Origin of the sequence: Dyella marensis (assembly GCF_049532885.1) — a bacterium.
GTDB lineage: Bacteria > Pseudomonadota > Gammaproteobacteria > Xanthomonadales > Rhodanobacteraceae > Dyella_D > Dyella_D marensis.
On the sequence record NZ_CP064029.1, the window covers coordinates 3,810,187 to 3,833,549 of the forward strand.

General features: G+C 64.2%; 26 protein-coding genes. All 26 read right to left on the reverse strand.

The window, feature by feature from the left end:
• Nucleotides 1-105: 105 nt before the first annotated feature.
• On the reverse strand, nucleotides 106-411 hold the full coding sequence (gene rpsN / locus ISN75_RS16545; protein ID WP_167257923.1) for a 30S ribosomal protein S14: 306 nt from the start codon (nucleotides 409-411) through the stop codon (nucleotides 106-108).
• Between the two features lie 17 nt (nucleotides 412-428).
• Nucleotides 429-968, reverse strand: coding sequence for a 50S ribosomal protein L5 (gene rplE / locus ISN75_RS16550; protein WP_167257925.1), 540 nt, complete (start codon nucleotides 966-968; stop codon nucleotides 429-431).
• A 12-nt stretch (nucleotides 969-980) separates the two neighbouring features.
• Nucleotides 981-1,292: a 50S ribosomal protein L24 gene (rplX, locus tag ISN75_RS16555; protein ID WP_167257927.1), complete on the reverse strand. Its 312-nt coding sequence runs from the start codon at nucleotides 1,290-1,292 to the stop codon at nucleotides 981-983.
• A 13-nt stretch (nucleotides 1,293-1,305) separates the two neighbouring features.
• A complete protein-coding gene (rplN, locus tag ISN75_RS16560; protein ID WP_026635841.1) occupies nucleotides 1,306-1,674 on the reverse strand; it encodes a 50S ribosomal protein L14 in 369 nt (122 codons plus the stop codon).
• 15 nt (nucleotides 1,675-1,689) lie between these two features.
• Nucleotides 1,690-1,950: a 30S ribosomal protein S17 gene (gene rpsQ / locus ISN75_RS16565; protein ID WP_167257929.1), complete on the reverse strand. Its 261-nt coding sequence runs from the start codon at nucleotides 1,948-1,950 to the stop codon at nucleotides 1,690-1,692.
• Between the two features lie 11 nt (nucleotides 1,951-1,961).
• Nucleotides 1,962-2,147 carry a 50S ribosomal protein L29 gene (gene rpmC / locus ISN75_RS16570; protein ID WP_167257931.1) on the reverse strand — a complete coding sequence of 62 codons (186 nt, stop codon included), beginning with the start codon at nucleotides 2,145-2,147 and terminating at the stop codon, nucleotides 1,962-1,964.
• On the reverse strand, nucleotides 2,147-2,560 hold the full coding sequence (rplP, locus tag ISN75_RS16575; RefSeq protein WP_026635838.1) for a 50S ribosomal protein L16: 414 nt from the start codon (nucleotides 2,558-2,560) through the stop codon (nucleotides 2,147-2,149). Before rplP ends, rpmC begins: the two co-directional genes overlap by 1 nt.
• An 11-nt stretch (nucleotides 2,561-2,571) precedes the next feature.
• Complete coding sequence (gene rpsC, locus ISN75_RS16580; protein WP_167257933.1) at nucleotides 2,572-3,321, reverse strand: 30S ribosomal protein S3; 750 nt, start codon at nucleotides 3,319-3,321, stop codon at nucleotides 2,572-2,574.
• Nucleotides 3,322-3,336: 15 nt separating this feature from the next.
• Nucleotides 3,337-3,672: a 50S ribosomal protein L22 gene (gene rplV / locus ISN75_RS16585; protein WP_026635836.1), complete on the reverse strand. Its 336-nt coding sequence runs from the start codon at nucleotides 3,670-3,672 to the stop codon at nucleotides 3,337-3,339.
• Nucleotides 3,672-3,944: a 30S ribosomal protein S19 gene (rpsS, locus tag ISN75_RS16590; protein ID WP_026635835.1), complete on the reverse strand. Its 273-nt coding sequence runs from the start codon at nucleotides 3,942-3,944 to the stop codon at nucleotides 3,672-3,674. The genes rplV and rpsS overlap by 1 nt, the downstream gene beginning before the upstream one ends.
• Before the next feature lie 12 nt (nucleotides 3,945-3,956).
• Nucleotides 3,957-4,778, reverse strand: coding sequence for a 50S ribosomal protein L2 (gene rplB / locus ISN75_RS16595; protein ID WP_167257935.1), 822 nt, complete (start codon nucleotides 4,776-4,778; stop codon nucleotides 3,957-3,959).
• Nucleotides 4,779-4,796: 18 nt separating this feature from the next.
• A complete protein-coding gene (gene rplW, locus ISN75_RS16600) occupies nucleotides 4,797-5,090 on the reverse strand; it encodes a 50S ribosomal protein L23 (protein ID WP_026635833.1) in 294 nt (97 codons plus the stop codon).
• Complete coding sequence (rplD, locus tag ISN75_RS16605; protein ID WP_343820728.1) at nucleotides 5,087-5,689, reverse strand: 50S ribosomal protein L4; 603 nt, start codon at nucleotides 5,687-5,689, stop codon at nucleotides 5,087-5,089. The genes rplW and rplD overlap by 4 nt, the downstream gene beginning before the upstream one ends.
• An 11-nt stretch (nucleotides 5,690-5,700) precedes the next feature.
• Nucleotides 5,701-6,342 (reverse strand): 50S ribosomal protein L3, encoded by a 642-nt coding sequence (gene rplC / locus ISN75_RS16610; RefSeq protein ID WP_167257939.1) that lies wholly within the window; start codon nucleotides 6,340-6,342, stop codon nucleotides 5,701-5,703.
• 20 nt (nucleotides 6,343-6,362) lie between these two features.
• Nucleotides 6,363-6,674, reverse strand: coding sequence for a 30S ribosomal protein S10 (rpsJ, locus tag ISN75_RS16615; RefSeq protein ID WP_014402136.1), 312 nt, complete (start codon nucleotides 6,672-6,674; stop codon nucleotides 6,363-6,365).
• A gap of 452 nt (nucleotides 6,675-7,126) precedes the next feature.
• A complete protein-coding gene (tuf, locus tag ISN75_RS16620; protein ID WP_423385085.1) occupies nucleotides 7,127-8,317 on the reverse strand; it encodes an elongation factor Tu in 1,191 nt (396 codons plus the stop codon).
• A 47-nt stretch (nucleotides 8,318-8,364) separates the two neighbouring features.
• Entirely contained in the window at nucleotides 8,365-10,482 is a 2,118-nt protein-coding gene (gene fusA, locus ISN75_RS16625) for an elongation factor G (RefSeq protein WP_167258798.1), read from the reverse strand.
• Between the two features lie 26 nt (nucleotides 10,483-10,508).
• Nucleotides 10,509-10,976 carry a 30S ribosomal protein S7 gene (gene rpsG, locus ISN75_RS16630; protein WP_167258796.1) on the reverse strand — a complete coding sequence of 156 codons (468 nt, stop codon included), beginning with the start codon at nucleotides 10,974-10,976 and terminating at the stop codon, nucleotides 10,509-10,511.
• A gap of 21 nt (nucleotides 10,977-10,997) precedes the next feature.
• A complete protein-coding gene (gene rpsL / locus ISN75_RS16635; RefSeq protein WP_026633431.1) occupies nucleotides 10,998-11,372 on the reverse strand; it encodes a 30S ribosomal protein S12 in 375 nt (124 codons plus the stop codon).
• Nucleotides 11,373-11,551: 179 nt separating this feature from the next.
• Nucleotides 11,552-15,766, reverse strand: coding sequence for a DNA-directed RNA polymerase subunit beta' (gene rpoC, locus ISN75_RS16640; protein WP_167258794.1), 4,215 nt, complete (start codon nucleotides 15,764-15,766; stop codon nucleotides 11,552-11,554).
• A 25-nt stretch (nucleotides 15,767-15,791) separates the two neighbouring features.
• A complete protein-coding gene (gene rpoB / locus ISN75_RS16645; RefSeq protein WP_167258792.1) occupies nucleotides 15,792-19,949 on the reverse strand; it encodes a DNA-directed RNA polymerase subunit beta in 4,158 nt (1,385 codons plus the stop codon).
• A gap of 231 nt (nucleotides 19,950-20,180) precedes the next feature.
• Nucleotides 20,181-20,552 carry a 50S ribosomal protein L7/L12 gene (rplL, locus tag ISN75_RS16650; RefSeq protein WP_167258790.1) on the reverse strand — a complete coding sequence of 124 codons (372 nt, stop codon included), beginning with the start codon at nucleotides 20,550-20,552 and terminating at the stop codon, nucleotides 20,181-20,183.
• Between the two features lie 52 nt (nucleotides 20,553-20,604).
• A complete protein-coding gene (gene rplJ / locus ISN75_RS16655; RefSeq protein ID WP_167258788.1) occupies nucleotides 20,605-21,132 on the reverse strand; it encodes a 50S ribosomal protein L10 in 528 nt (175 codons plus the stop codon).
• A gap of 340 nt (nucleotides 21,133-21,472) precedes the next feature.
• Nucleotides 21,473-22,180: a 50S ribosomal protein L1 gene (gene rplA, locus ISN75_RS16660; protein ID WP_167258786.1), complete on the reverse strand. Its 708-nt coding sequence runs from the start codon at nucleotides 22,178-22,180 to the stop codon at nucleotides 21,473-21,475.
• 3 nt (nucleotides 22,181-22,183) lie between these two features.
• Entirely contained in the window at nucleotides 22,184-22,612 is a 429-nt protein-coding gene (gene rplK, locus ISN75_RS16665) for a 50S ribosomal protein L11 (RefSeq protein WP_167258784.1), read from the reverse strand.
• A gap of 181 nt (nucleotides 22,613-22,793) precedes the next feature.
• Nucleotides 22,794-23,354 carry a transcription termination/antitermination protein NusG gene (gene nusG, locus ISN75_RS16670; protein ID WP_026633438.1) on the reverse strand — a complete coding sequence of 187 codons (561 nt, stop codon included), beginning with the start codon at nucleotides 23,352-23,354 and terminating at the stop codon, nucleotides 22,794-22,796.
• Nucleotides 23,355-23,363 lie beyond the last annotated feature (9 nt).

Here is a 23,363-nt window from a genome sequence, read left to right on the forward strand (position 1 = left end):
AATAACGGCACGCGTTTCGCATCGGCGGCGGCACTGGAACAGCCCGCCCCCGGACGTATGAACCCGCCCGGGCCAGGCCCGGGCGGGTCGTTTAACAGGTCTTGCTTACCAGCTGGACTTGCGCAGGCCGGGCACATCGCCACGCATGGTGGCTTCGCGCAGCTTGTTGCGGCCCAGGCCGAACTTCTGGTACACGGCGCGCGGACGGCCGGTCAGGGCGCAACGGGTGCGCTGACGGGTCGGGCTGGCGTCGCGCGGCAGCTTCTGCAGCTTGGTCTGGGCTTCCATCTTCTCGTCGTACGAGGCGGTGGGGCTCAGCACGATCGCCTTCAGTTCCGCACGCTTGGCGGCGTACTTCTTGGCGAGCTTGGTCCGCTTGAGATCGCGGTTGATCATCGAGGTCTTAGCCATAAATCTCTCGCGCTCTCTTAGTTGCGGAACGGGAAGCTGAAGGCTTCCAGCAAGGCCTTGGCCTCTTCGTCCGACTTGGCGGTGGTGGTGATGGAGATATCCATGCCACGCATCGCGTCGACGGCGTCGAAGTCGATTTCCGGGAAGATGATCTGTTCCTTGATGCCGAAGTTGTAGTTGCCACGGCCATCGAAGGCGCGGCCCGACACGCCGCGGAAGTCGCGGGTACGGGGCAGCGAGATGTTGATCAGGCGATCGAAGAATTCCCACATCTGGGCACGGCGCAGGGTGACCTTGCAGCCGATCGGCCAGCCGTCGCGGATCTTGAACGAGGCGACGGAAACGCGCGCCTTGGTCTGGATCGGCTTCTGGCCGGAGATCTTGGCCATGTCGGCCACGGCGTTCTCAAGAACCTTCTTGTTCGCCGCCGCTTCGCCCACGCCCATGTTCAGCGTGATCTTGGTGATGCGGGGAACCTGCATCACGTTCTCGTAGCCAAAGCGCTCGGTGAGCTTCTTGACTACTTCGTCTTTATAAAACTTTTCAAGGCGCGTCATGACTTGTGTTCCTTACGCGTCCACGACCTCGCCAGAACTGAACACGCGGACCTTGCGCCCATCTTCGAGCGTCTTGAAGCCCACGCGTTCACCCTTGTTCTGAGCGGGGTTGAACAGCTGCACATTGGAGATATGGATCGAAGCCTCACGCTCGACGATGCCGCCGGCCTGGTTGGCCTGAGGATTCGGCTTGGTGTGACGCTTGACCACGTTGACGTTGGAGACGAACACGCGATCGCCATCCACGCGCAGCACGTCGCCGCGCTGGCCCTTGTTTTTGCCGGTGATCACGATGACCTGATCACCCTTGCGGATACGGTTCATGTCTAGCCTCCGCTCAGAGCACTTCGGGTGCGAGCGAGACGATCTTCATGAAGCGCTCGCTGCGCAGCTCGCGAGTGACCGGCCCGAAGATACGGGTGCCGATCGGCTCGAGCTTGTTGTTGAGAAGGACCGCCGCGTTGCCGTCGAAACGGATCAGCGAGCCGTCCGGACGACGCACACCCTTGGCGGTACGGACCACCACGGCGTTGTACACCTCGCCCTTCTTCACCTTGCCACGCGGAATGGCATCCTTCACGGTGACCTTGATCACGTCACCGATCGCGGCGTAACGGCGCTTGGAGCCGCCGAGCACCTTGATGCACATCAGTTCCTTCGCGCCGCTGTTGTCCGCCGCGGAAAGCGTGCTTTGCATCTGGATCATGTCTGCACCCTCCCCTTAGCCGACCGCGCGAGTGACGATTTCGACCACGCGGTGATGCTTGGTCTTGGACAGCGGGCGGCATTCCGCGATGCGCACCAGGTCGCCCTCGTTTGCACCGAGGTCGTCCTGCGCATGCAGCTTGGTCGACCGGCGGATGATCTTGCCCAGCAGGCCGTGCTGCACCTGGCGCTCGATCAGGACGGTCACCGTCTTGTCCATCTTGTTGCTGATGACGCGGCCCTCGAGGGTGCGCGCCTGCTTCTGGTTATCGCTCATATCCGCCGTCCTTACTTCTTGCCGCCGAGCGCGAACTTCGCGCGGGCGATGTCGCGCCGAACGCGGCGCAGCTGGTGCGGCTGGTTGAGCTGGCCGGTGCCCTTCTGCATGCGCAGGTTGAACTGCTCCTTGCGCAGGTCCAGCAGATGCTGCTTCAGCTCGTCGGCCGTTTTGTTGATCAGATCGTTCATGGCCATCACATCACCGCTCGGGATACGAACTGGGTCTGCACCGACAGCTTGGCGGCGGCGAGGCGGAACGCCTCACGGGCCGTGGCTTCGTCGACGCCCTCGATTTCATAGAGCATGCGGCCGGGCTGGATCGGAGCGACCCAGTACTCGACGCCACCCTTACCCGCGCCCATTCGGACTTCGATCGGCTTCTTGGTGATCGGCTTGTCCGGGAACACGCGGATCCACAGCTTGCCGCCACGCTTCACGAAGCGGGTGATGCAACGGCGGGCCGCCTCGATCTGGCGCGCGGTCAGCGCGCCATGAGTGGTGGCCTTGAGGCCGTATTCGCCGAAGCTCACGAGGTTCGAGCTGAACGCCAGACCGTCGTTGCGGCCCTTGAACTGCTTGCGGAATTTGGTTCGCTTAGGTTGCAACATGGCAACTCTCCTTACTTCGCCGTCCGCTCGCGACGGCCTTCACCGCCCTCGCGACGCGATTCACGACGACCCTCGCCACCTTCGCGGCGCGGCTGCGACGGCTCTTCCTTCGCTTCCTGGCCAACCTGCGCCAGGTCGAAGATTTCGCCCTTGTAGATCCACACCTTGATGCCGATGACACCGTAGGTGGTGTGCGCTTCGGCGAAGCCGTAGTCGATGTCCGCACGCAGGGTGTGCAGCGGCACGCGGCCTTCGCGGGCCCACTCGGAGCGGGCGATCTCGGCGCCGTTCAGACGACCGGACACGTTGATCTTGATGCCCAGGGCGCCGAGGCGCATCGCGTTGCCGACCGAGCGCTTCATGGCGCGGCGGAACATGATGCGGCGCTCGAGCTGCTGCGCGATCGACTCGGCCACCAGCTGCGCGTCGAGCTCGGGCTTGCGCACCTCGCTGACGTTGATGTGCGCCGGGACGCCCATCAGCTGGCTGACTTCCTTGCGCAGCTTCTCGATGTCCTCGCCCTTCTTGCCGATCACCACGCCCGGACGGGCGGTGTGGATCGTCACGCGCGCGGTCTTGGCCGGGCGCTCGATCTGGATCTTCGAGATGCCGGCCTGGGCCAGCTTCTTGCGCAGCATCTCGCGGACCTTCAGGTCGGCAGCGAGGTACTGGGCGTATTCGCCCTTATTGGCGTACCACTTCGAGTTCCAGTCCTTGGCAATGCCGAGGCGGATACCGGTGGGATGAACTTTATGACCCATCGTCTATATCCCCAGTCAGTTGCCAACGACCACAGTGATGTGGCTCGTGCGCTTCAGGATGCGAGAACCGCGGCCTTTGGCGCGGGCGTACATGCGCTTCATCGCCGGACCTTCGTCGACGAAGATGCGAGCGATCTTCAGCTCGTCGACGTCGGCGCCGAGGTTGTTCTCGGCGTTGGCGACGGCCGACAGCAGCACCTTACGAACGATGTGCGCGGCCTTCTTGTTGGTGAACTGGAGCACGTCGCTGGCACGGCCCACGGGCATGCCGCGGACCAGGTCAGCCACCAGGCGCACCTTCTGCGCCGAAATGCGGGCGCTGCGCAGGATTGCTTTGGCTTCGGTGCTCATCACTTGCCCTTCTTATCGCCGCCATGGCCCTTGAAGGTGCGGGTCACCGCGAACTCGCCGAGCTTGTGCCCGACCATGTTCTCGTTGACGAGCACCGGCACGTGCTGGCGACCGTTGTGGATGGCGATGGTCAATCCCACCATTTCCGGCAGGATCATCGAGCGGCGCGACCAGGTCTTGATCGGACGCTTGTTGTTGGTGGAAACCGCAGCTTCCACCTTCTTCACGAGGTGAAGGTCGACGAAAGGACCTTTCTTCAATGAACGCGGCATGACGGTTTCCTGTTACTTGCGGCGACGCACGATGAACTGCTGCGTGCGCTTGTTGTTACGGGTCTTGTAGCCCTTGGCCGGCGTGCCCCACGGGCTGACCGGATGACGGCCGCCGGAGGTCTTGCCTTCACCACCGCCATGCGGATGGTCGACCGGGTTCATGGCGACGCCGCGGACGGTCGGGCGGATGCCCTTCCAACGCTTGGCGCCGGCCTTGCCGAGCTTCTTCAGGCTGTGCTCGCCGTTGCCGACTTCACCGATGGTGGCGCGGCAGTCGACCGGCACGCGGCGCATTTCGCCGGAGCGCAGGCGCAGCGTGGCGTAGCCGGACTCGCGGGCCACCAGCTGGACGGAAGCGCCGGCGCTGCGGGCGATCTGCGCGCCCTTGCCGGGCTTCATCTCGATGCAGTGCACGGTCGAACCGACCGGGATGTTGCGCAGCGGCAGGCTGTTGCCGGCCTTGATCGGCGCATCGTGGCCCGACACCAGGCGGTCGCCCGCCTGCACTCCCTTCGGGGCGATGATGTAGCGGCGCTCGCCGTCGGCGTAGCACAGCAGCGCGATGTGCGCGGTGCGGTTCGGATCGTATTCGATGCGCTCGACCTGGGCGACGATGCCTTCCTTGTCGCGCTTGAAGTCGATGATGCGGTAACGCTGCTTATGACCGCCGCCCTGGTGACGAACGGTGATGCGACCGTAATGGTTGCGACCGCCGGTCTTGGACTGGGCTTCGGTCAACGGCGCGTACGGCGCGCCCTTGTGCAGGCCCGGGGTACGCACGCTGACTGCGTCGCGGCGTCCGGCCGAGGTCGGCTTGTGAGTGATCAGTGCCATCTCAATTCAACTCCTGGCTCAGGCCTTGGCCGCCACGTCGATGGTCTGCCCATCGGCCAGGCGCACGTAGGCCTTGCGCTTGCCCTGGCGGTTGCCAGCGCGGAAACGGAAGGACTTGACCTTGCCCTTGGCGTTGACGAGGTTCACCTGCTCGACCTTGACGTCGAACATCTGCTCCACCGCCGCGCGGACATCGGCCTTGGTCGCGTCGGGCGCGACCACGAAAACGTACTGGTTGCCCTCGGCAAGACGGGCCGCCTTCTCGGAGATGTGCGGCGCGCGCAGCGTGTTGAGAATGCGTTCGTTGCTCATGCCAGCCACTCCTCGATCTTCTTCACCGCATCGACGGTCATGACGATGTGATCCGAACCGACCAGGCTCACCGGGTTCAGCGCCAGCACGTCCACCATGTGGATGTACGGGATGTTGCGGGCAGCCAGGAAGGTGGCTTCGTTGGCATCTTCCGACACCAGCAGCACACGACCGGAAACCTGCAGCTCGGCCAGCTTGGCAACCATCGCCTTGGTCTTCGGGGTGTCGATGCCGAAGCTCTCGACCACCTTCAGGCGACCCTGGCGATTGAGCTCCGCGAGAATGGAGCGCAGCGCCACGCGATAGGCCTTGCGGTTGACTTTCTGTTCGAAGTTGCGGGGCTTCGCCGCGAAGGTGACACCGCCGCCGACAAAGATCGGGGCGCGGTAGTCGCCGTGACGGGCGCCGCCGCCCTTCTGCTTCTTGAACTTCTTGGTGGTACCCGACAGCTCACCACGCGACAGCTGCGCCTTGGTACCGGCGCGACCGCCGGCCTGGTAGGCAACGACCACCTGGTGGATCAGGGCCTGCTTGAACTCACCGCCGAACACTTCGTCCGACACGTTGAGCGGCTTGGCGCCAATGACATTCAGTTCCATGGCGTCTCTCCTCAACCCTTGGTGGTCGGACGGATCACGACGTCGCCACCGGTAGCACCGGGGACTGCGCCCTTGATCGCGATCAGATGACGCTCGGCGTCGACCTTGACCACTTCCAGACCCTGCTGCGTGCGGTTCACCGCACCCATGTGGCCGGACATCTTCTTGCCGGGGAACACGCGACCCGGGGTCTGGCGCTGGCCGATAGAACCCGGCGAGCGGTGCGACAGCGAGTTACCGTGGGTGGCATCACCCATGGTGAAGTTGTGGCGCTTGATGGTGCCCTGGAAGCCCTTGCCCTTCGACACGCCGGCGACGTCAACGATCTGACCCACCTGGAACACGTCATCGGCCTTGATCTCGGTGCCCACGCTGTACTTGCCGAGCTCGTCGGCAGTCACGCGGAACTCCCACAGACCACGACCCGGCTCGACCTTCGCCTTGGCGTAGTGACCCTTCAGCGGCTGGGTCAGCAGGCTGGCGCGCTTGACGCCCGCCGCGACCTGCACAGCGCTGTAACCATCGTTATCTTCCGTCTTCAGCTGGGTGACGCGATTCGGGGTGGCTTCAATCAGCGTCACCGGAATCGAGCGTCCATCTTCAGTGAAGAGTCGGCTCATGCCGCACTTGCGGCCAACCAGTCCGATACTCATCTTCGTATCCTGTCTATCGCTCAGCCGAGCTTGATCTGAACATCGACGCCAGCGGCGAGATCAAGCTTCATGAGCGCGTCCACGGTCTTGTCGTTGGGGTCAACGATATCGAGCACGCGCTTGTGGGTACGGGTTTCGTACTGGTCGCGGGCATCTTTGTCGACGTGCGGCGACACCAGAATGGTGTAACGCTCGATCTTGGTCGGCAGCGGGATCGGGCCGAGGACCGTGGCGCCGGTGCGCTTGGCCGTCTCGACGATTTCGCTGGCCGAACGGTCGATCAGACGATGATCGAACGCCTTGAGCCGGATGCGAATCTTTTGGTTCGCCATAAACCGTGTCCTGTTATCTAAAGAACGATTCTGTGATTCGGAATGGCTTCTCACCATTCCGCACAACCCTTGGTACTACCTGGTGCAGCAAAGGGGTCGACGGCTGCCGGGAAATGCCGGCGATTCGACCCCTAAAAGACCGGGCAGACCGACGGTATCGGTCTGCCCAGACGAAAAAGTATAGAACGCGAAAACGCAAATGGCAACAGAGCGGTCACTCTGCCGTCATGCGACCCCGCAACGTCCTTGTATGCGAACTCGAAGCGCTTCCTGCACCTCATTTCGCTGTGTGCCTCGAGCGATCAGGCCCGAATGCAAAGGGATAACTTGTCAAGCATATAGGAACATCAGCTCGATGGGAAGCCCTTTGCGCAAAAAAACAGGCAAAAAAAGAGCGGGGCTTGCGCCCCGCTCTTTCAGACCCGGTGTTCGCTCGCCCGAAGGCGGGCTACTTACTTGGTGATCTTGGCGACGACGCCGGCGCCGACGGTGCGGCCACCTTCGCGGATCGCGAAGCGCAGGCCGTCCGTCATCGCGATCGGCGCGATCAGGGTCACCTTCATCTTCACGTTGTCACCCGGCATCACCATCTCCACGCCTTCCGGCAGCTCGATCGCGCCGGTCACGTCGGTGGTGCGGAAGTAGAACTGCGGGCGGTAGCCCTTGAAGAACGGGGTATGACGGCCACCCTCGTCCTTCGACAGCACGTACACCTCGGCCTCGAAGTCCGTGTGCGGCGTGATCGAACCCGGCTTGGCCAGCACCTGGCCACGCTCCACTTCGTCACGCTTCGTGCCGCGCAGCAGCAGACCCACGTTGTCGCCCGCCTGGCCCTGGTCCAGCAGCTTGCGGAACATTTCCACGCCGGTCACCGTCGTCTTGGTGGTCGGGCGGATACCGACAATCTCGATTTCCTCGCCCACCTTGATGATGCCCGTCTCGATACGGCCGGTCACCACCGTGCCGCGGCCCGAGATCGAGAACACGTCTTCCACCGGCATCAGGAACGGCTTGTCCAGCGTACGCACCGGCTCCGGAATGTACGTGTCCAGCGCGTCCACCAGCTTGATGATCGCCGGCACGCCAATCTCCGACTGGTCGCCTTCCAGCGCCGCACGCGCCGAACCCACGATGATCGGGGTGTCGTCGCCCGGGAACTCGTACTTCGACAGCAGCTCGCGCACTTCCATCTCGACCAGCTCGAGCAGCTCCTTGTCGTCCACCATGTCCGCCTTGTTCAGGAAGACCACGATGTACGGCACGCCCACCTGGCGCGACAGCAGGATGTGCTCGCGCGTTTGCGGCATCGGGCCGTCGGCGGCCGAGCACACCAGGATCGCGCCGTCCATCTGCGCCGCACCCGTGATCATGTTCTTCACGTAGTCGGCGTGGCCCGGGCAGTCCACGTGCGCGTAGTGGCGCGTCGGCGATTCGTATTCCACGTGCGCCGTCGAGATCGTGATGCCGCGCGCCTTCTCTTCCGGCGCCGCGTCGATCGCGTCATAGGCCTTGAATTCGCCGCCGAAACGCTCGGCACCCACCTTCGTCAGCGCCGCCGTCAGCGTCGTCTTGCCGTGGTCCACGTGACCGATCGTGCCGACGTTGACGTGCGGCTTGGTGCGTTCGAACTTACCCTTTGCCATGTCTCAAACCTCTGAAAGAACTGTGTTGTAGAAGGAGGAAGGCCTTATCAGGCCTTCTTGATGACCTGCTCGGCGATGTTGTTCGGCGCCTCGGCGTAATGGTCGAACTCCATCGTGAAGGTAGCGCGACCCTGGGTCAGCGAGCGGATGGTGGTCGCATAGCCGAACATCTCGCCGAGCGGCACCATCGCATTGATGGTCTTGCCCGACGGCGTGTCGTCCTGGCCCTGCAGCAGGCCACGACGACGGCTCAGATCGCCCATCACGTCACCGACGTAGTCTTCCGGCGTCACCACCTCGACCTTCATGATCGGCTCCAGCAGGACCGGATCGGCCTTGCGGAAACCTTCCTTGAAGCCCATCGACGCGGCGATCTTGAACGCGGTTTCGGACGAGTCGACGTCATGGTACGAGCCGAACACCAGCTTCACCTTGATGCCCACCACCGGATAGCCGGCGAGCGGACCACTGGAGATGGTTTCGCGCAGACCCTTTTCAACCGCCGGGATGAATTCCTTCGGAATCACGCCGCCGGAGATCTCGTTGATGAAGAGGAAATCGTCCTTGACGTTCGGGCTCTTCTTGTCCTCGTCGGACATCGGCGACAGTTCGAGCACGACGTGGCCGTACTGGCCCTTACCGCCGGACTGCTTGGCGTGCTTGTAGTCCGCCTTGACGTCGCTCTTGCGAATGGTTTCGCGGTAGGCCACCTGCGGCTTGCCGACGTTCGCCTCGACATTGAACTCGCGACGCATGCGGTCGACGATGATGTCCAGGTGCAGCTCGCCCATGCCGGAAATGATGGTCTGGCCGGATTCCTCGTCCGTACGCACGCGGAAGGACGGATCCTCGGCGGCCAGGCGGCCCAGCGCGATGCCCATCTTTTCCTGGTCGGACTTGGTCTTCGGCTCCACCGCCATCGAGATCACCGGCTCCGGGAACGTCATGCGCTCCAGTGTGATCACGTGGTCCTGCGAGCACAGCGTATCGCCGGTCGTCACGTCCTTCAGGCCGACCGCCGCGGCGATGTCGCCGGCGCGGACTTCCTTGATTTCCTGACGCTCGTTCGCGTGCATCTGCAGGATGCGGCCGATGCGCTCCTTGCGCGACTTGATCGGGTTGTACACCTGATCGCCGGCATTGAGCGTGCCCGAGTAGACGCGGAAGAACGTGAGCGAACCGACGAACGGATCGGTCATGATCTTGAACGCCAGCGCGGAGAACGGCGCGTTGTCGTCGGCGCTGCGGGTGGCTTCCTTGTCGTCCTCGTCCACACCGGCCACCGGGGGGCGGTCGGCGGGCGACGGCAGCAGGTTCACCACCGCGTCGAGCATCGCCTGGACGCCCTTGTTCTTGAACGCGGTACCGCAGAACACCGGGATGATCTCGCTGGACAGCGTGCGCGCGCGCAGACCGCTGATGATCTCTTCCTCGGAGAGGTCGCCCTCTTCCAGGTACTTGTTCATCAGGTCTTCGGACGCTTCCGCAGCCGCCTCCACCATGAAGCTATGGGCCTCGGCGGCCTTTTCCTTCAGGTTGGCGGGGATGTCCTGGTATTCGAACTTCATGCCCTGGGACTCCATGTCCCAGACGATCGACTTCATCTTGAGCAGGTCGATCACGCCCTCGAAGTTGTCTTCGGCGCCGATCGGCACCTGCATCGGCACCGGGTTCGCACCCAGGCGCGCCTTCAGCTGCTCGACCACCTTCTCGAAGTTGGCACCCGTGCGGTCCATCTTGTTGACGAACGCGAGGCGCGGCACGTGGTACTTGTTGGCCTGGCGCCACACGGTTTCCGACTGCGGCTGCACACCACCCACCGCGCAAAGCACGAACACCGCACCATCGAGCACGCGCAACGAACGCTCCACCTCGATGGTGAAGTCGACGTGCCCGGGGGTATCGATGATGTTGAAGCGGTGCTCGGGCAAGGAACGATCCATACCCTTCCAGAACGCCGTCGTTGCCGCCGACGTAATGGTGATGCCGCGCTCCTGCTCCTGCTCCATCCAGTCCATGGTTGCCGCACCGTCATGCACCTCGCCAATCTTGTGACTGACGCCGGTGTAGAACAGGATGCGCTCCGTGGTCGTGGTCTTGCCGGCATCGATGTGGGCCATGATGCCGAAGTTGCGGTAGCGCTCGATGGGGGTGGTGCGTGCCACGGTAGTAACCTCGAATCTGTACTTGCTTACCAGCGGTAGTGCGAGAACGCCTTGTTGGCCTCGGCCATGCGATGCGTCTCTTCGCGCTTCTTGATCGCGCCACCGCGATTCTCGGAAGCCTCAAGCAGCTCGGCAGCCAGCTTGCGCGGCATCGAGGTCTCGCCGCGCTTGCGGGCGGACTCGATAGCCCAGCGCATGGCCAGCGCCATGCGGCGACCGGAGCGCACTTCGACCGGCACCTGGTAAGTGGCACCACCGACGCGGCGGGACTTCACCTCGACCGCGGGGGCAATGTTGTTCAGCGCCTTCTCGACCAGCGAGACCGGCTCGGCGTGCTTCTCGCCCAGATGATCGAGCGCACCGTAGACGATGGCTTCGGCCACGGACTTCTTGCCGCTCTTCATCACCATGTTGATGAAGCGGGCGATCAGCTGGCTGCCGTGCTTGGGGTCCGGCAGGACCAGGCGGGCGGGATGGGAACCTTTACGCGACATTTCTCGTTGTCCTCTAGCTCTTTAGCTCTTCGGGCGCTTGGCGCCGTACTTGGAGCGCGACTGACGGCGCTTGGTGACGCCGGCGCAGTCGAGGCTGCCGCGCACCGTGTGATAACGCACACCCGGCAGATCCTTGACGCGGCCGCCGCGGATGAGCACCACCGAGTGCTCCTGCAGGTTGTGGCCTTCGCCGCCGATGTAGCTGATGACTTCGTAACCGTTGGTCAGGCGCACCTTGGCAACCTTACGCAGGGCCGAATTCGGCTTCTTCGGGGTGGTGGTGTAGACGCGCGTGCAAACGCCGCGGCGCTGCGGGCTGTTCTGCAGGGCCGGAGAAGCACTCTTGTAGCTCTTCGGGCTGCGGGACTTGCGCACCAACTGGTTGATAGTCGACATGCGTAACTTTTCCTGAGAAACATAAAGGCAGACCGAACCAGCTCGGTCTGCCAAGAAGCGGGAATTTAACATGGGCAGCTCGTCACAGACAAGCTGACGCCCTGCCCTCCATGACTCGAACACGAGGCGCAATCCTTGCGCCTCATTTCGTATGTCAGCGAGCAAGTCCCCGACGGGGCTTACTCCGAACCATTGTCGCTACCGACGGTGGCTTCCGCGAAGGAGACCGGGGAAGCGGTGCCGGAAAGGGTATCCAGCTCCGCGGCGGTAAGACCGCCCTGGCGACGACGCTGCGCGTGGTACGCCAAACCCGTACCTGCCGGGATGAGACGGCCGACAATAACATTTTCCTTCAGGCCCCGCAAGGTGTCGCGCGTGCCACGGACCGCCGCCTCGGTAAGGACGCGAGTGGTCTCCTGGAACGAAGCGGCCGAGATGAACGACTCGGTCGCCAGCGACGCCTTGGTGATGCCCAGCAGCACCGACTGGAAGTCCGCCGGACGCTCGTTGCGCGAGCTGGCGCGGTCGTTTTCCGCATTGATGCGGACACGCTCGACCTGCTCGCCGCGAAGGTAATGGCTGTCGCCCGCCTCGGTGATCTCAACCTTGCGCAGCATCTGGCGAATGATCGTTTCGATGTGCTTGTCGTTGATCTTCACGCCCTGCAGGCGGTAGACGTCCTGGATTTCCTTGACCAGGTACGAAGCCAGCGGCTCGACACCCAGCAGGCGCAGGATGTCGTGCGGATTCGGCTCGCCGTCCACCACGGTTTCGCCCTTCTCCACGTGCTCGCCTTCGAACACGATGACCTGGCGCCACTTCGGGATCAGCTCCTCGTGCTCGTTGCCGTCGGAGTCCTTGATGATCAGGCGCTGCTTGCCCTTGGTGTCCTTGCCGAAGCTGACCACGCCGGAGCGCTCGGCCAGGATCGCCGGCTCCTTCGGCTTGCGCGCTTCGAACAGGTCGGCCACGCGGGGCAGACCGCCGGTGATGTCGCGGGTCTTGGAGGTTTCCTGCGGGATACGGGCAACCACGTCGCCCACGCCCACTTCGGCGCCGTTCTGGATCGACACGATCGCGCCGGCCGGCAGCATGTACTGCGCCGGCACGTCGGTGCCGGGCAGCTTGAGCTCGCGGCCCTTGCTGTCTTCCAGGCGAACGATCGGGCGCAGGTCCTTGGCCGCGGTACCGCGACGCTTCGGATCGGTCACCACCGCCGACTCCAGGCCGGTCAGCTCGTCGGTCTGGCTCTGCACGGTGACGCCATCGATGAAGTCGATGAAGCGCACGGTACCGGCCACTTCCGACACGATCGGATGGGTATGCGGATCCCAGTTGGCCACGGTCTGGCCGGCCTTGACCGGGTCGCCGTCCTTGACCGCGATGGTCGAGCCGTACGGCACCTTGTAGCGCTCGCGCTCGCGGCCGTTGGCGTCGATCACCGACACTTCGCCAGAACGCGACACCGCCACCAGGTGGCCCTGGGCGTGCTGCACGGTCTTGAGGTTGTTGAACTTCAGCGTGCCGGTGGTCTTCACCGTCACGTTGTCCACCGCCGCCGCACGCGAAGCCGCGCCACCGATGTGGAACGTACGCATGGTCAGCTGGGTGCCGGGTTCGCCGATCGACTGCGCGGCGACCACGCCCACGGCCTCGCCCATGTTGACCAGATGGCCACGGGCCAGATCGCGGCCGTAGCACAGCGCGCACACGCCATGCGAAGCCTGGCAGGTGATCGGCGAGCGCACCTTGATCGACTGCACGCCGGCCTTGTCGAGCTTCTCGACCAGGGCCTCGTCCAGCAGGGTGTCGCGGGTGACGATCGGCTCGTTGTCCTCGCCCGGGCCGTACACGTCCTCGACCACCACGCGGCCCAGCACGCGCTCGCGCAGCGGCTCGACCACGTCGCCGCCTTCCACGATCGGCTGCATGATCACGCCTTCCTCGGTACCGCAGTCGAGGGAGGTGATCACCACGTCCTGCGCCACGTCCACCAGGCGGCGGGTCAGGTAACCCGAGTTGGCGGTCTTCAGCGCCGTATCCGCCAGGCCCTTACGGGCACCGTGGGTGGAGTTGAAGTACTGCAGCACGTTCAGGCCTTCGCGGAAGTTGGCCTTGATCGGGGTTTCGATGATCGAGCCGTCCGGACGGGCCATCAGGCCGCGCATGCCGGCCAGCTGGCGGATCTGCGCCACCGAGCCACGCGCGCCGGAGTCGGCCATGATGTACAGCGAGTTCATCGACTTCTGGGCGACGATCTCGCCCTTTGCATTGGTCACCTTCTCGGTGCCGATGCCGTCGATCATCGCCTTGGCCACCAGCTCGTTGGTGCGCGACCAGATGTCGACCACCTTGTTGTAGCGCTCGCCGGCGGTGACCAGGCCCGACTGGTACTGCTCCTGGATCTCGACCACTTCCTTCTCGGCCTCTTCCAGGATCGGCTTCTTCTGCTCGGGGATGATCATGTCATCGATGCCGATCGAGATGCCGGCGCGGGTCGCGAAGCGGAAGCCGGTGTACATCAGCTTGTCCGCGAACACCACGGTGTCCTTCAGGCCCAGCAGGCGGTAGCTGGAGTTGATCAGGCGCGAGATGGCCTTCTTGGTCAGCTCGGTGTTGGCCAGCGAGAACGGCAGGCCTTCCGGCAGGATCTCGGCCAGCAGCGCGCGGCCGACGGTGGTCTCCGCCAGCTGCACGGAGCTGCTGCGGTTGCCTTCCTCGTCGATCTGCGTGATGGTCATGCGCACCTTGATCTTGGCGTGCAGTTCCACCGCGCGGTTGTCGTAGGCGCGACGCACTTCGCTGATGCTCGAGAACACCATGCCGGTGCCCTTGGCGTTCACCAGCTCGCGGGTCATGTAGTACAGGCCCAGCACCACGTCCTGGGTCGGCACGATGATCGGCTCGCCGTTGGCGGGCGACAGGATGTTGTTCGAGGACATCATCAGGGCGCGCGCTTCCAGCTGCGCCTCGATCGACAGCGGCACGTGCACGGCCATCTGGTCGCCGTCGAAGTCGGCGTTGAAGGCGGTACAGACCAGCGGGTGCAGCTGGATCGCCTTGCCTTCGATCAGCACCGGCTCGAACGCCTGGATGCCCAGGCGGTGCAGGGTCGGCGCGCGGTTCAGCAGCACCGGATGCTCGCGGATCACGTCCTCGAGGATGTCCCACACCTGGCCTTCCTCGCGCTCGACGAGCTTCTTGGCGGCCTTGATGGTGGTCGCCTCGCCGCGCGCCTGCAGCTTGGCGAAGATGAAGGGCTTGAACAGCTCGAGCGCCATCTTCTTAGGCAACCCGCACTGGTGCAGGCGCAGGGTCGGGCCCACCACGATCACCGAACGACCGGAGTAGTCCACGCGCTTGCCGAGCAGGTTCTGGCGGAAGCGGCCCTGCTTGCCCTTGATCATGTCGGCCAGCGACTTCAGCGCGCGCTTGTTGGTGCCGGTGATGGCACGGCCGCGGCGGCCGTTGTCGAGCAGCGCGTCGACCGATTCCTGCAGCATGCGCTTCTCGTTGCGCACGATGATGTCGGGCGCATTGAGCTCGAGCAGGCGCTTGAGGCGGTTGTTGCGGTTGATGACGCGGCGGTACAGGTCGTTGAGGTCGGAGGTCGCGAAGCGTCCGCCGTCCAGCGGGACCAGCGGACGCAGGTCCGGCGGCAGCACCGGCAGCACGGTCAGCACCATCCACTCCGGACGGTTGCCGGACTCCAGGAACGCCTCGATCAGCTTCACGCGCTTGGTGAGGCGCTTGAGCTTGGTCTCGGAGTTGGTCGAGGAGATCTCTTCCTTCAGGCGCACCACTTCGCCCGGCAGGTCGAGCGACTTCAGCAGCTCGTACACCGCCTCGGCGCCCATGCGCGCGTCGAACTCGTCGCCGTGCTCTTCCACGGCTTCGAGGTACTGGTCCTCGCTCAGCAGCTGGCCGCGCTCGAGCGCGGTCAGACCCGGATCGATCACCACGAAGGCTTCGAAGTACAGGATGCGCTCGATGTCGCGCAGGGTCATGTCCAGCATCAGGCCGATGCGCGACGGCAGCGACTTGAGGAACCAGATGTGCGCGGTCGGGCTGGCCAGCTCGATGTGGCCCATGCGCTCGCGGCGCACCTTGGCCAGGGTGACCTCGGTGCCGCACTTTTCGCAGACCACGCCGCGGTGCTTCATGCGCTTGTACTTGCCGCACAGGCACTCGTAGTCCTTCACCGGGCCGAAGATGGCGGCGCAGAACAGGCCGTCGCGCTCCGGCTTGAAGGTGCGGTAGTTGATGGTCTCCGGCTTCTTCACTTCACCGTACGACCAGGAACGGATCAACTCCGGCGAGGCCAGCGCGATCTTGATCGAATCGAAATCGGGCGTGGCGCGCTGCTGGTTGAACAGATTGAGCAAATCTTTCATTGCATAAGCTCCTGTAACCCAGGGGTTACTTGATCTCTTCCAGGTCGATGTCGATGCCGAGCGAGCGGATTTCCTTCACGAGCACGTTGAAGGACTCCGGCATGCCGGCCGCCATCTCGTGGTTGCCGTCGACGATGTTCTTGTACATCTGGTTGCGGCCCTGCACGTCGTCGGACTTCACCGTCAGCATTTCCTGCAGGGTGTAGGCCGCGCCGTAGGCTTCCAGCGCCCAGACTTCCATTTCGCCGAAGCGCTGACCGCCGAACTGCGCCTTGCCGCCCAGCGGCTGCTGGGTGACGAGCGAGTACGGACCGGTGGAACGCGCGTGCATCTTGTCGTCGACCAGGTGGTTCAGCTTCAGGTAGTGCATGTAGCCGACGGTGACCGGACGGTCGAACGCTTCGCCGGTACGGCCGTCGAACAGCGTGGTCTGGCCCGACTCGGGCAGATCCGCCAGGCGCAGCATCGCCTTCAGCTCGGACTCTTCGGCGCCGTCGAACACCGGCGTGGCCATCGGCACGCCTTCCTGCAGGTTGTCGGCCAGGGTGAAGATTTCTTCGTCGGTCAGCGACTTCAGGTCGACGTGCTGCACGGCGCCAGCCACATGGTGGTTGTAGATCTGATCCAGGAATTCGCGGATCTGCGCCACCTTGGCCTGCGCTTCGAGCATCTTCTGGATCTTCTTGCCCAGGCCCTTGGCGGCCCAGCCGAGATGCACTTCCAGAATCTGGCCGATGTTCATACGCGAGGGCACGCCCAGCGGGTTCAGCACGATGTCGACCGAGGTGCCGTCCGCCATGAACGGCATGTCCTCGACCGGCACCACGTTGGACACCACGCCCTTGTTGCCGTGACGGCCGGCCATCTTGTCGCCCGGCTGGATGCGGCGCTTCACGGCCAGGAACACCTTGACCATCTTCAGCACGCCCGGCGCGAGGTCGTCGCCCTGGGTGATCTTGCCCTGCTTCTCCTTGAAGCGCTTGTCGAACTCCTCGCGGTGGCGCTTGACCTGGTCGGCCGCGCGCTCGAGGAACTCGGTGACGTCCTCGTCCTTGACGTTGACCTTGAACCAGTCGTCCTTCTTCAGGCTGTCCAGGTAGGCGTCGGTGACTTCGGCGCCGCGCTTCAGGCCGCCCGGGCCGCTGTTGGCGATCTTGCCGACCAGCTGCGTGCGCATGCGGTTGTAGATGGCGCCCTCGAGGATGCGGAACTGGTCGTCAAGGTCCTTGCGGATGCGCTTGACTTCCATTTCCTCGATCTGCTTCGCGCGCTTGTCCTTCTCGATGCCGTCGCGGGTGAACACCTGCACGTCGATGACGGTGCCGTCCATGCCCGGCGGCACGCGCAGCGAGCTGTCCTTCACGTCCGAAGCCTTCTCGCCGAAGATCGCGCGCAGCAGCTTCTCTTCCGGGGTCAGCTGGCTTTCGCCCTTGGGCGTGACCTTGCCGACCAGGATGTCGCCCGCCTTCACCTCGGCGCCGATGTACACGATGCCGGATTCGTCCAGGCGCGCCAGCGCCTGTTCGCCCACGTTCGGGATGTCGGCGGTGATTTCCTCGGCGCCCAGCTTGGTGTCGCGCGCGATGCAGGCCAGCTCCTCGATGTGGATCGAGGTGTAGCGGTCTTCCTGCACGACGCGCTCGGACAGCAGGATCGAGTCTTCGAAGTTGTAGCCGTTCCACGGCATGAAGGCGATCAGCATGTTCTGGCCGAGCGCGAGCTCGCCCAGGTCGGTCGACGAACCGTCGGCCAGCGTGTCGCCCTTCGCCACCACGTCGCCCACGTTCACCAGCGGACGCTGGTTGAGGTTGGTGTTCTGGTTGGAACGGGTGTACTTGGTGAGCGTGTAGATGTCGACGCCGGCGTCGTTGTCGCCGACTTCGCTCTCATTGACGCGCACCACGATACGGCCGGCGTCGACCTGGTCGATCACGCCGCCGCGCTTGGCGGTGACGATCACGCCCGAGTCGCGCGCCACGGCGCGCTCGATGCCGGTACCGACCAGCGGGGTCTGCGAACGCAGCGTCGGCACGGCCTGGCGCTGCATGTTCGCGCCCATCAGCGCGCGGTTGGCGTCGTCGTGCTCCAGGAACGGCACCAGCGCCGCCGCCACCGACACGGTCTGCATCGGCGACACGTCCATGTAGCCGACTTCGGACGCCGGACGCAGCTCGGACTCGCCGCGGAAGCGGCAGGACACGAAGTCTTCGACGAAGCGGCCGTCCTTCAGCGGCGAGTTCGCCTGGGCGATCACGTGGTCGCCCTCCTCGATCGCCGACAGGTAGTCCACCTTGTCGGTGACCTTGCCGTTCTCGACCTTGCGGTACGGCGTCTCCAGGAAGCCGTAGGCATTGGTGCGGGCGTACACGGCCAGCGAGTTGATCAGGCCGATGTTCGGGCCTTCCGGCGTTTCGATGGTGCAGACGCGGCCGTAATGGGTCGGGTGCACGTCGCGCACTTCGAAGCCGGCGCGCTCGCGGGTCAGGCCGCCCGGACCGAGGGCCGAGACGCGGCGCTTGTGCGTCACTTCCGACAGCGGGTTGTTCTGGTCCATGAACTGGCTGAGCTGCGAGGAGCCGAAGAACTCCTTCACCGCCGCCGCGACCGGCTTGGCGTTGATCAGTTCCTGCGGGGTCAGGCCCTCGGACTCGGCCAGCGACAGGCGCTCGCGAACGGCGCGCTCGACGCGCACCAGGCCGATGCGGAAGGTGTTCTCCGCCATTTCGCCCACGGAACGCACGCGGCGGTTGCCCAGGTGGTCGATGTCGTCGACCGTGCCGTGGCCGTTCTTGATGTCGATCAGCACCTTCAGCACGTCGAGGATGTCGGAGCTGTCGCCCTGCGACTGCACCAGGTTCTGCGCTTCCTCTTCCTTGCGCTCGCTGAAGTACTTGTGGTCGTACAGCACGCCCGGACCGACGATCTCCTTGCGGCCGACGCGGCGGTTGAACTTCATGCGGCCGACGGCCGACAGGTCGTAGCGGTCGAAGGTGAAGAACAGGTTGTAGAACAGGTTCTGCGCGGCGTCCTTGGTCGGCGGCTCGCCCGGGCGCATCATGCGGTAGATCTCCACCAGCGCCTCGAGCTGCGTCTTGGTGTTGTCGATGCGCAGGGTGTGCGAGACGTACGCGCCGCGGTCGAGGTCGTTCACGTACAGGGTCGGCACCGTCTCGATGCCGGCCTTGCGGAAGTTCTCGAGCTGGTCGGCGGTGATCTCGTCGTTGGCCGAGGCCAGCAGCTCGCCGGTCTTGGAGTCAACGATGTCGACCGCCAGGATGCGGCCGACCGGGTAGTCGTCCGGCACTTCCAGCGCGGTGATGTTCTCGGCCGCCAGCTGGCGGACGTGGCGCGCGGTGATGCGCTTGCCGGCTTCCACCAGCACCTTGTCGCCCACGACCAGGTCGAAGGTCAGCGTTTCGCCGCGCAGGCGCTCGGCGACGAGCTCCAGCGTGGTGCCGCCCTTCTTGCCCAGGTGGAACACGTTGTGCTCGAAGAAGATGTCGAGCATCTCTTCGTTGGAATAGCCCAGCGCGCGCAGCAGCACCGTCACCGGCAGCTTGCGGCGACGGTCGATACGGGTGTACAGCGCGTCCTTCGGGTCGAACTCGAAGTCCAGCCAGGAGCCGCGGTAGGGGATCACGCGGGCCGAGAACAGCAGCTTGCCCGAGCTGTGCGTCTTGCCGCGGTCGTGGTCGAAGAACACGCCCGGCGAACGGTGCAGCTGCGAGACGATGACGCGCTCGGTGCCGTTGATGATGAAGGTGCCGGTGTCGGTCATGAGCGGAATCTCGCCCATGTAGACCTCCTGCTCCTTCACGTACTTGACGGCCTTCTTCGACGCCGGGCTGTCCTTGTCGTAGATGACCAGGCGCACGGTGACGCGCAGCGGCGCGCCGAAGGTCATGCCGCGGTTGCGGCATTCGCGCTCGTCGAACGCGGGCTCGCCCAGTCGATAGTCGACGTATTCCAGAGCCGCATTGCCGGAATAGCTGACGATCGGGAAGACCGACTTCAGCGCGGCGTGCAGACCCTTGTCGTCGCGCTGTTTCGGCGCGACCTGCTCCTGCAGGAACTCCCTGTAGGAATCGGTCTGGATGGTCAGCAGGTTCGGCACCCCCAGTACGGGGGGACGCTTGCCGAAATCCTTGCGGATGCGCTTCTTCTCGGTAAACGAGTAGGTCATGGTGGGTACCGCCTCGGTTCGCAGTGACGCCGGTGGTGCACACACCGGCTGAATGAAATTGCAGGGAATCGAGAATGGGGAATCGTCAATCGGCAAGAGCTATGCCGGGCTTTCCGATTCCCTATTCTCCATTCCCTATTCCCGCATCATTTAAAGCAGGCAAAGCCCGGGAGCTTTCGCTCCCAGGCTTGCTTGACGCTAGATCAAACTGACGGCGCGCAAGAGCGCCGATTACTTCAGTTCGACCGTGGCGCCGGCAGCTTCGAGGTCCTTCTTGAACTTCGCAGCGTCGTCCTTCGAAGCGGCTTCCTTCACGACGCCACCGGCCTCGGTCAGGTCCTTCGCTTCCTTCAGGCCCAGGCCGGTGATGGCGCGGACGGCCTTGATCACGTCGACCTTCTTGTCGCCGGCGCTCTTCAGGATGACGTCGAACTCGGTCTGCTCTTCGGCAGCCGGGCCAGCGGCGGCCGGGCCGGCGGCCATCATGACCGGGGCGGCGGCGGACACGCCAAACTTCTCTTCGATGGCCTTCACCAGCTCCATCACTTCCATCAGCGACTTGGCGGCGACGGCTTCAACGATCTGTTCGTTGGTCAGGGACATTTTGATTACCTCTGGAAATTGATTCGGTTAGAAATTTCGTCGAACTGAGCGATCAAGCTTCAGCTGCGGCCTCGGCCGGAGCCGCTTCGCCGCCACCCTGCTTGTCGGCCACGGCCTTGACGGCGCGGGCAAACATCGCAGCGGGCTCGGCCAGCACGCGGGCCAGCATGGCGAGGGCTTCTTCGCGGGTCGGCAGCGAGGCCAGCACGTCCACATGGGCGGCCGGGAACAGCTTGCCTTCCACGGAAACCACGCGGGGCTTGAGCTTGTCGTTGCTCTTGGCGAATTCCTTGATCAGGCGACCGGCAGCGCCGGGCTCCTCCATCGAGAACGCGTACAGCAGCGGACCGGTCAGGGCGTCCTTGACGACCTCGAACTCGGTACCACCGACGGCGCGCGACGCCAGCGTGTTCTTCACAACCTTGAGGAACACGCCGCTTTCGCGGGCCTTCTTGCGCATCGCGGTCATTTGTTCGACCGTGGTGCCCGCATACTCGGCAGCGACCAAGGAGTGAGCCTTCGCGGCAACTTCTGCCAGTTCGGCGACTACTTCTTGCTTCTGAGAGAGATTCAGAGCCATATCACTCCTCCACTTTGAAATCCGCTTGCGACTCCTGCCGCTTGCGGTCCTGGGCGACGCCTTCCGTGACGTCGGGGATCCTGAGGGATCCCGGGTGGTGGCCTTTCCAGAACAAATTCCAGAAGGGGCAGCACCATCTGCGCAGGCCGGATCCGCCAGGGAACCGATTAAGCGACCCCGCTGCCGACGACGGCGATTCCATGCCAATACGAGCTCCCTGCTCGTCGTCGTCGCGCGCTGATCGCGCCTGCGGTCTTTGACGGCGGCGACGTTCGGGAAGAACGCCACCTGCCCTCAAAAACGTGCCTGCGCCAGCATCGCCGGCGCAGGACTTGATGACTTACTTGGCCGACACAGCCACGGTGGAGGTGTCGACCGGAACGCCCACGCCCATCGTGCTGGACAGGGCGATCTTCTGCAGGTACTGGCCCTTCGCCGTGGAAGGCTTGGCCTTCAGCAGGTCGGCGATGAGCGCATTGAGGTTGTCGGCGAGCTGCGCGGCCTCGAAGCTGGCCTTGCCGATGGTGGCGTGGATGATGCCCGCCTTGTCGTTGCGGAACTTCACCTGGCCAGCCTTGGCATTCTTCACCGCGGTGGCGACGTCGGCGGTGACCGAGCCGTCCTTCGGGTTCGGCATCAGGCCGCGCGGGCCGAGCAGCTGGCCCAGCTTGCCGACGACGCGCATCGCGTCCGGCGTGGCGATGACGCGACCGAAGTCGAGATCGCCGGCCTGCATGCGCTCGGCCAGGTCGTCCATGCCGACGGCGTCGGCGCCGGCGGCCTTGGCGGCCTCGGCCTTCTCACCGGCCGGCACGAACACGGCGACCTTGATGGTCTTGCCGGTGCCGTGCGGCAGCAGCGAGGAGCCGCGCACGCCCTGGTCGGACTTCTTCGCATCGATGCCGAGGCGCACCGCCACGTCCACCGACTCGGCGAACTTGGCCTTGGCGTTGTCCTTGACGATCTTCAGGGCTTCTTCCAGGCCATAGAGCTTGCCCGGCTGCACCGCCGCCTGGGCGGCCTTCAAACGCTTGGTGATCTTTGCCATGTCTTAACCCTCCACCACGAAGCCCATGCTGCGCGCGCTGCCGGCGATGGTGCGCACGGCGGCATCCAGATCGGCAGCCGTGAGATCCGGCTCCTTCTGCTTCGCAACGTCTTCCAGCTGCTTGCGGGTGATCTTGCCGACCTTGTCGGTATTCGGCTTCGACGAACCCTTGGCGATGCCCGTGACCTTCTTGATGAGCACGGAGGCCGGGGGGGTCTTGGTGATGAAGGTGAAGCTGCGGTCCGAATAGGCCGTGATGATCACGGGAATCGGCATGCCCGGTTCCATCTTCTGCGTGGCGGCATTGAACGCCTTGCAGAATTCCATGATGTTCAGGCCGCGCTGGCCGAGGGCGGGGCCCACCGGCGGCGACGGGTTGGCCTGGCCGGCCTTGACCTGCAGCTTGATGTAACCGACGACTTTCTTTGCCATTGGATTTTCCTCGCGAGTTCGGGCGCCTTGCGGCTCCTCGCAGTGCACATTCCCTGGATGTAGGGCGGTCCGCGCTCCAGCGAACCGAGAAATACGGACACGCCGAGCGAAATGCCCCGGCGTGAACCGCGTAGTTTACGGAGTGATCAAGTTTTAAGCAAGCCCCGTGCCGGGGCTTGCGTCAGGCCTTCTCGACCTGTCCGAATTCGAGCTCGACCGGGGTCGAACGGCCGAAGATGAGGACCGCGACGCGCAGGCGGCTCTTCTCGTAGTTGACTTCCTCGACCACGCCGTTGAAGTCGTTGAACGGGCCGTCGGTCACGCGGACCATTTCACCCGGCTCAAACAGGACCTTCGGCTTCGGCTTCTCCACGCCCTCGCGGACGCGGCTGAGGATGTTGTCGGCTTCGCTGTCGCGGATCGGCAGCGGGCGGTCGGCGGTACCGCCGATGAAGCCCATCACCTTGGGGGTTTCCTTGACCAGGTGCCAGCATTCGTCGTCGATCCGGGGGGCCTTGCCCTCGGTGTCGGTCTCGATCTGCACCAGCACGTAGCCCGGGAAGAACTTGCGATCGCTGCGGCGCTTCTGGCCGCCGCGCATCTCGATCACTTCCTCGGTCGGCACCAGCACTTCGCCGAAGCGCTCTTCCATGCCGGCGCGCTGAATGCGCTCGACCAGCGACTTGCGCACCTGGTTTTCGAAGCCCGAATAGGCGTGCACCACATACCAACGCTTGCTCATGCTCTTTAC

What these genes read in the sequence shown, in the direction of transcription:
- rpsN (WP_167257923.1), bottom strand. Translation starts at nt 411, where the DNA reads ATGGCTAAGACCTCGATGATCAACCGCGATCTCAAGCGGACCAAGCTC.
- rplE (WP_167257925.1), bottom strand. Translation starts at nt 968, where the DNA reads ATGACGCGCCTTGAAAAGTTTTATAAAGACGAAGTAGTCAAGAAGCTC.
- rplX (WP_167257927.1), bottom strand. Translation starts at nt 1,292, where the DNA reads ATGAACCGTATCCGCAAGGGTGATCAGGTCATCGTGATCACCGGCAAA.
- rplN (WP_026635841.1), bottom strand. Translation starts at nt 1,674, where the DNA reads ATGATCCAGATGCAAAGCACGCTTTCCGCGGCGGACAACAGCGGCGCG.
- rpsQ (WP_167257929.1), bottom strand. Translation starts at nt 1,950, where the DNA reads ATGAGCGATAACCAGAAGCAGGCGCGCACCCTCGAGGGCCGCGTCATC.
- rpmC (WP_167257931.1), bottom strand. Translation starts at nt 2,147, where the DNA reads ATGGCCATGAACGATCTGATCAACAAAACGGCCGACGAGCTGAAGCAG.
- rplP (WP_026635838.1), bottom strand. Translation starts at nt 2,560, where the DNA reads ATGTTGCAACCTAAGCGAACCAAATTCCGCAAGCAGTTCAAGGGCCGC.
- rpsC (WP_167257933.1), bottom strand. Translation starts at nt 3,321, where the DNA reads ATGGGTCATAAAGTTCATCCCACCGGTATCCGCCTCGGCATTGCCAAG.
- rplV (WP_026635836.1), bottom strand. Translation starts at nt 3,672, where the DNA reads ATGAGCACCGAAGCCAAAGCAATCCTGCGCAGCGCCCGCATTTCGGCG.
- rpsS (WP_026635835.1), bottom strand. Translation starts at nt 3,944, where the DNA reads ATGCCGCGTTCATTGAAGAAAGGTCCTTTCGTCGACCTTCACCTCGTG.
- rplB (WP_167257935.1), bottom strand. Translation starts at nt 4,778, where the DNA reads ATGGCACTGATCACTCACAAGCCGACCTCGGCCGGACGCCGCGACGCA.
- rplW (WP_026635833.1), bottom strand. Translation starts at nt 5,090, where the DNA reads ATGAGCAACGAACGCATTCTCAACACGCTGCGCGCGCCGCACATCTCC.
- rplD (WP_343820728.1), bottom strand. Translation starts at nt 5,689, where the DNA reads ATGGAACTGAATGTCATTGGCGCCAAGCCGCTCAACGTGTCGGACGAA.
- rplC (WP_167257939.1), bottom strand. Translation starts at nt 6,342, where the DNA reads ATGAGTATCGGACTGGTTGGCCGCAAGTGCGGCATGAGCCGACTCTTC.
- rpsJ (WP_014402136.1), bottom strand. Translation starts at nt 6,674, where the DNA reads ATGGCGAACCAAAAGATTCGCATCCGGCTCAAGGCGTTCGATCATCGT.
- tuf (WP_423385085.1), bottom strand. Translation starts at nt 8,317, where the DNA reads ATGGCAAAGGGTAAGTTCGAACGCACCAAGCCGCACGTCAACGTCGGC.
- rpsG (WP_167258796.1), bottom strand. Translation starts at nt 10,976, where the DNA reads ATGTCGCGTAAAGGTTCCCATCCCGCCCGCCTGGTCCTGCCGGACCCC.
- rpsL (WP_026633431.1), bottom strand. Translation starts at nt 11,372, where the DNA reads ATGTCGACTATCAACCAGTTGGTGCGCAAGTCCCGCAGCCCGAAGAGC.
- rpoC (WP_167258794.1), bottom strand. Translation starts at nt 15,766, where the DNA reads ATGAAAGATTTGCTCAATCTGTTCAACCAGCAGCGCGCCACGCCCGAT.
- rpoB (WP_167258792.1), bottom strand. Translation starts at nt 19,949, where the DNA reads ATGACCTACTCGTTTACCGAGAAGAAGCGCATCCGCAAGGATTTCGGC.
- rplL (WP_167258790.1), bottom strand. Translation starts at nt 20,552, where the DNA reads ATGTCCCTGACCAACGAACAGATCGTTGAAGCCGTCGCCGCCAAGTCG.
- rplJ (WP_167258788.1), bottom strand. Translation starts at nt 21,132, where the DNA reads ATGGCTCTGAATCTCTCTCAGAAGCAAGAAGTAGTCGCCGAACTGGCA.
- rplA (WP_167258786.1), bottom strand. Translation starts at nt 22,180, where the DNA reads ATGGCAAAGATCACCAAGCGTTTGAAGGCCGCCCAGGCGGCGGTGCAG.
- rplK (WP_167258784.1), bottom strand. Translation starts at nt 22,612, where the DNA reads ATGGCAAAGAAAGTCGTCGGTTACATCAAGCTGCAGGTCAAGGCCGGC.
- nusG (WP_026633438.1), bottom strand. Translation starts at nt 23,354, where the DNA reads ATGAGCAAGCGTTGGTATGTGGTGCACGCCTATTCGGGCTTCGAAAAC.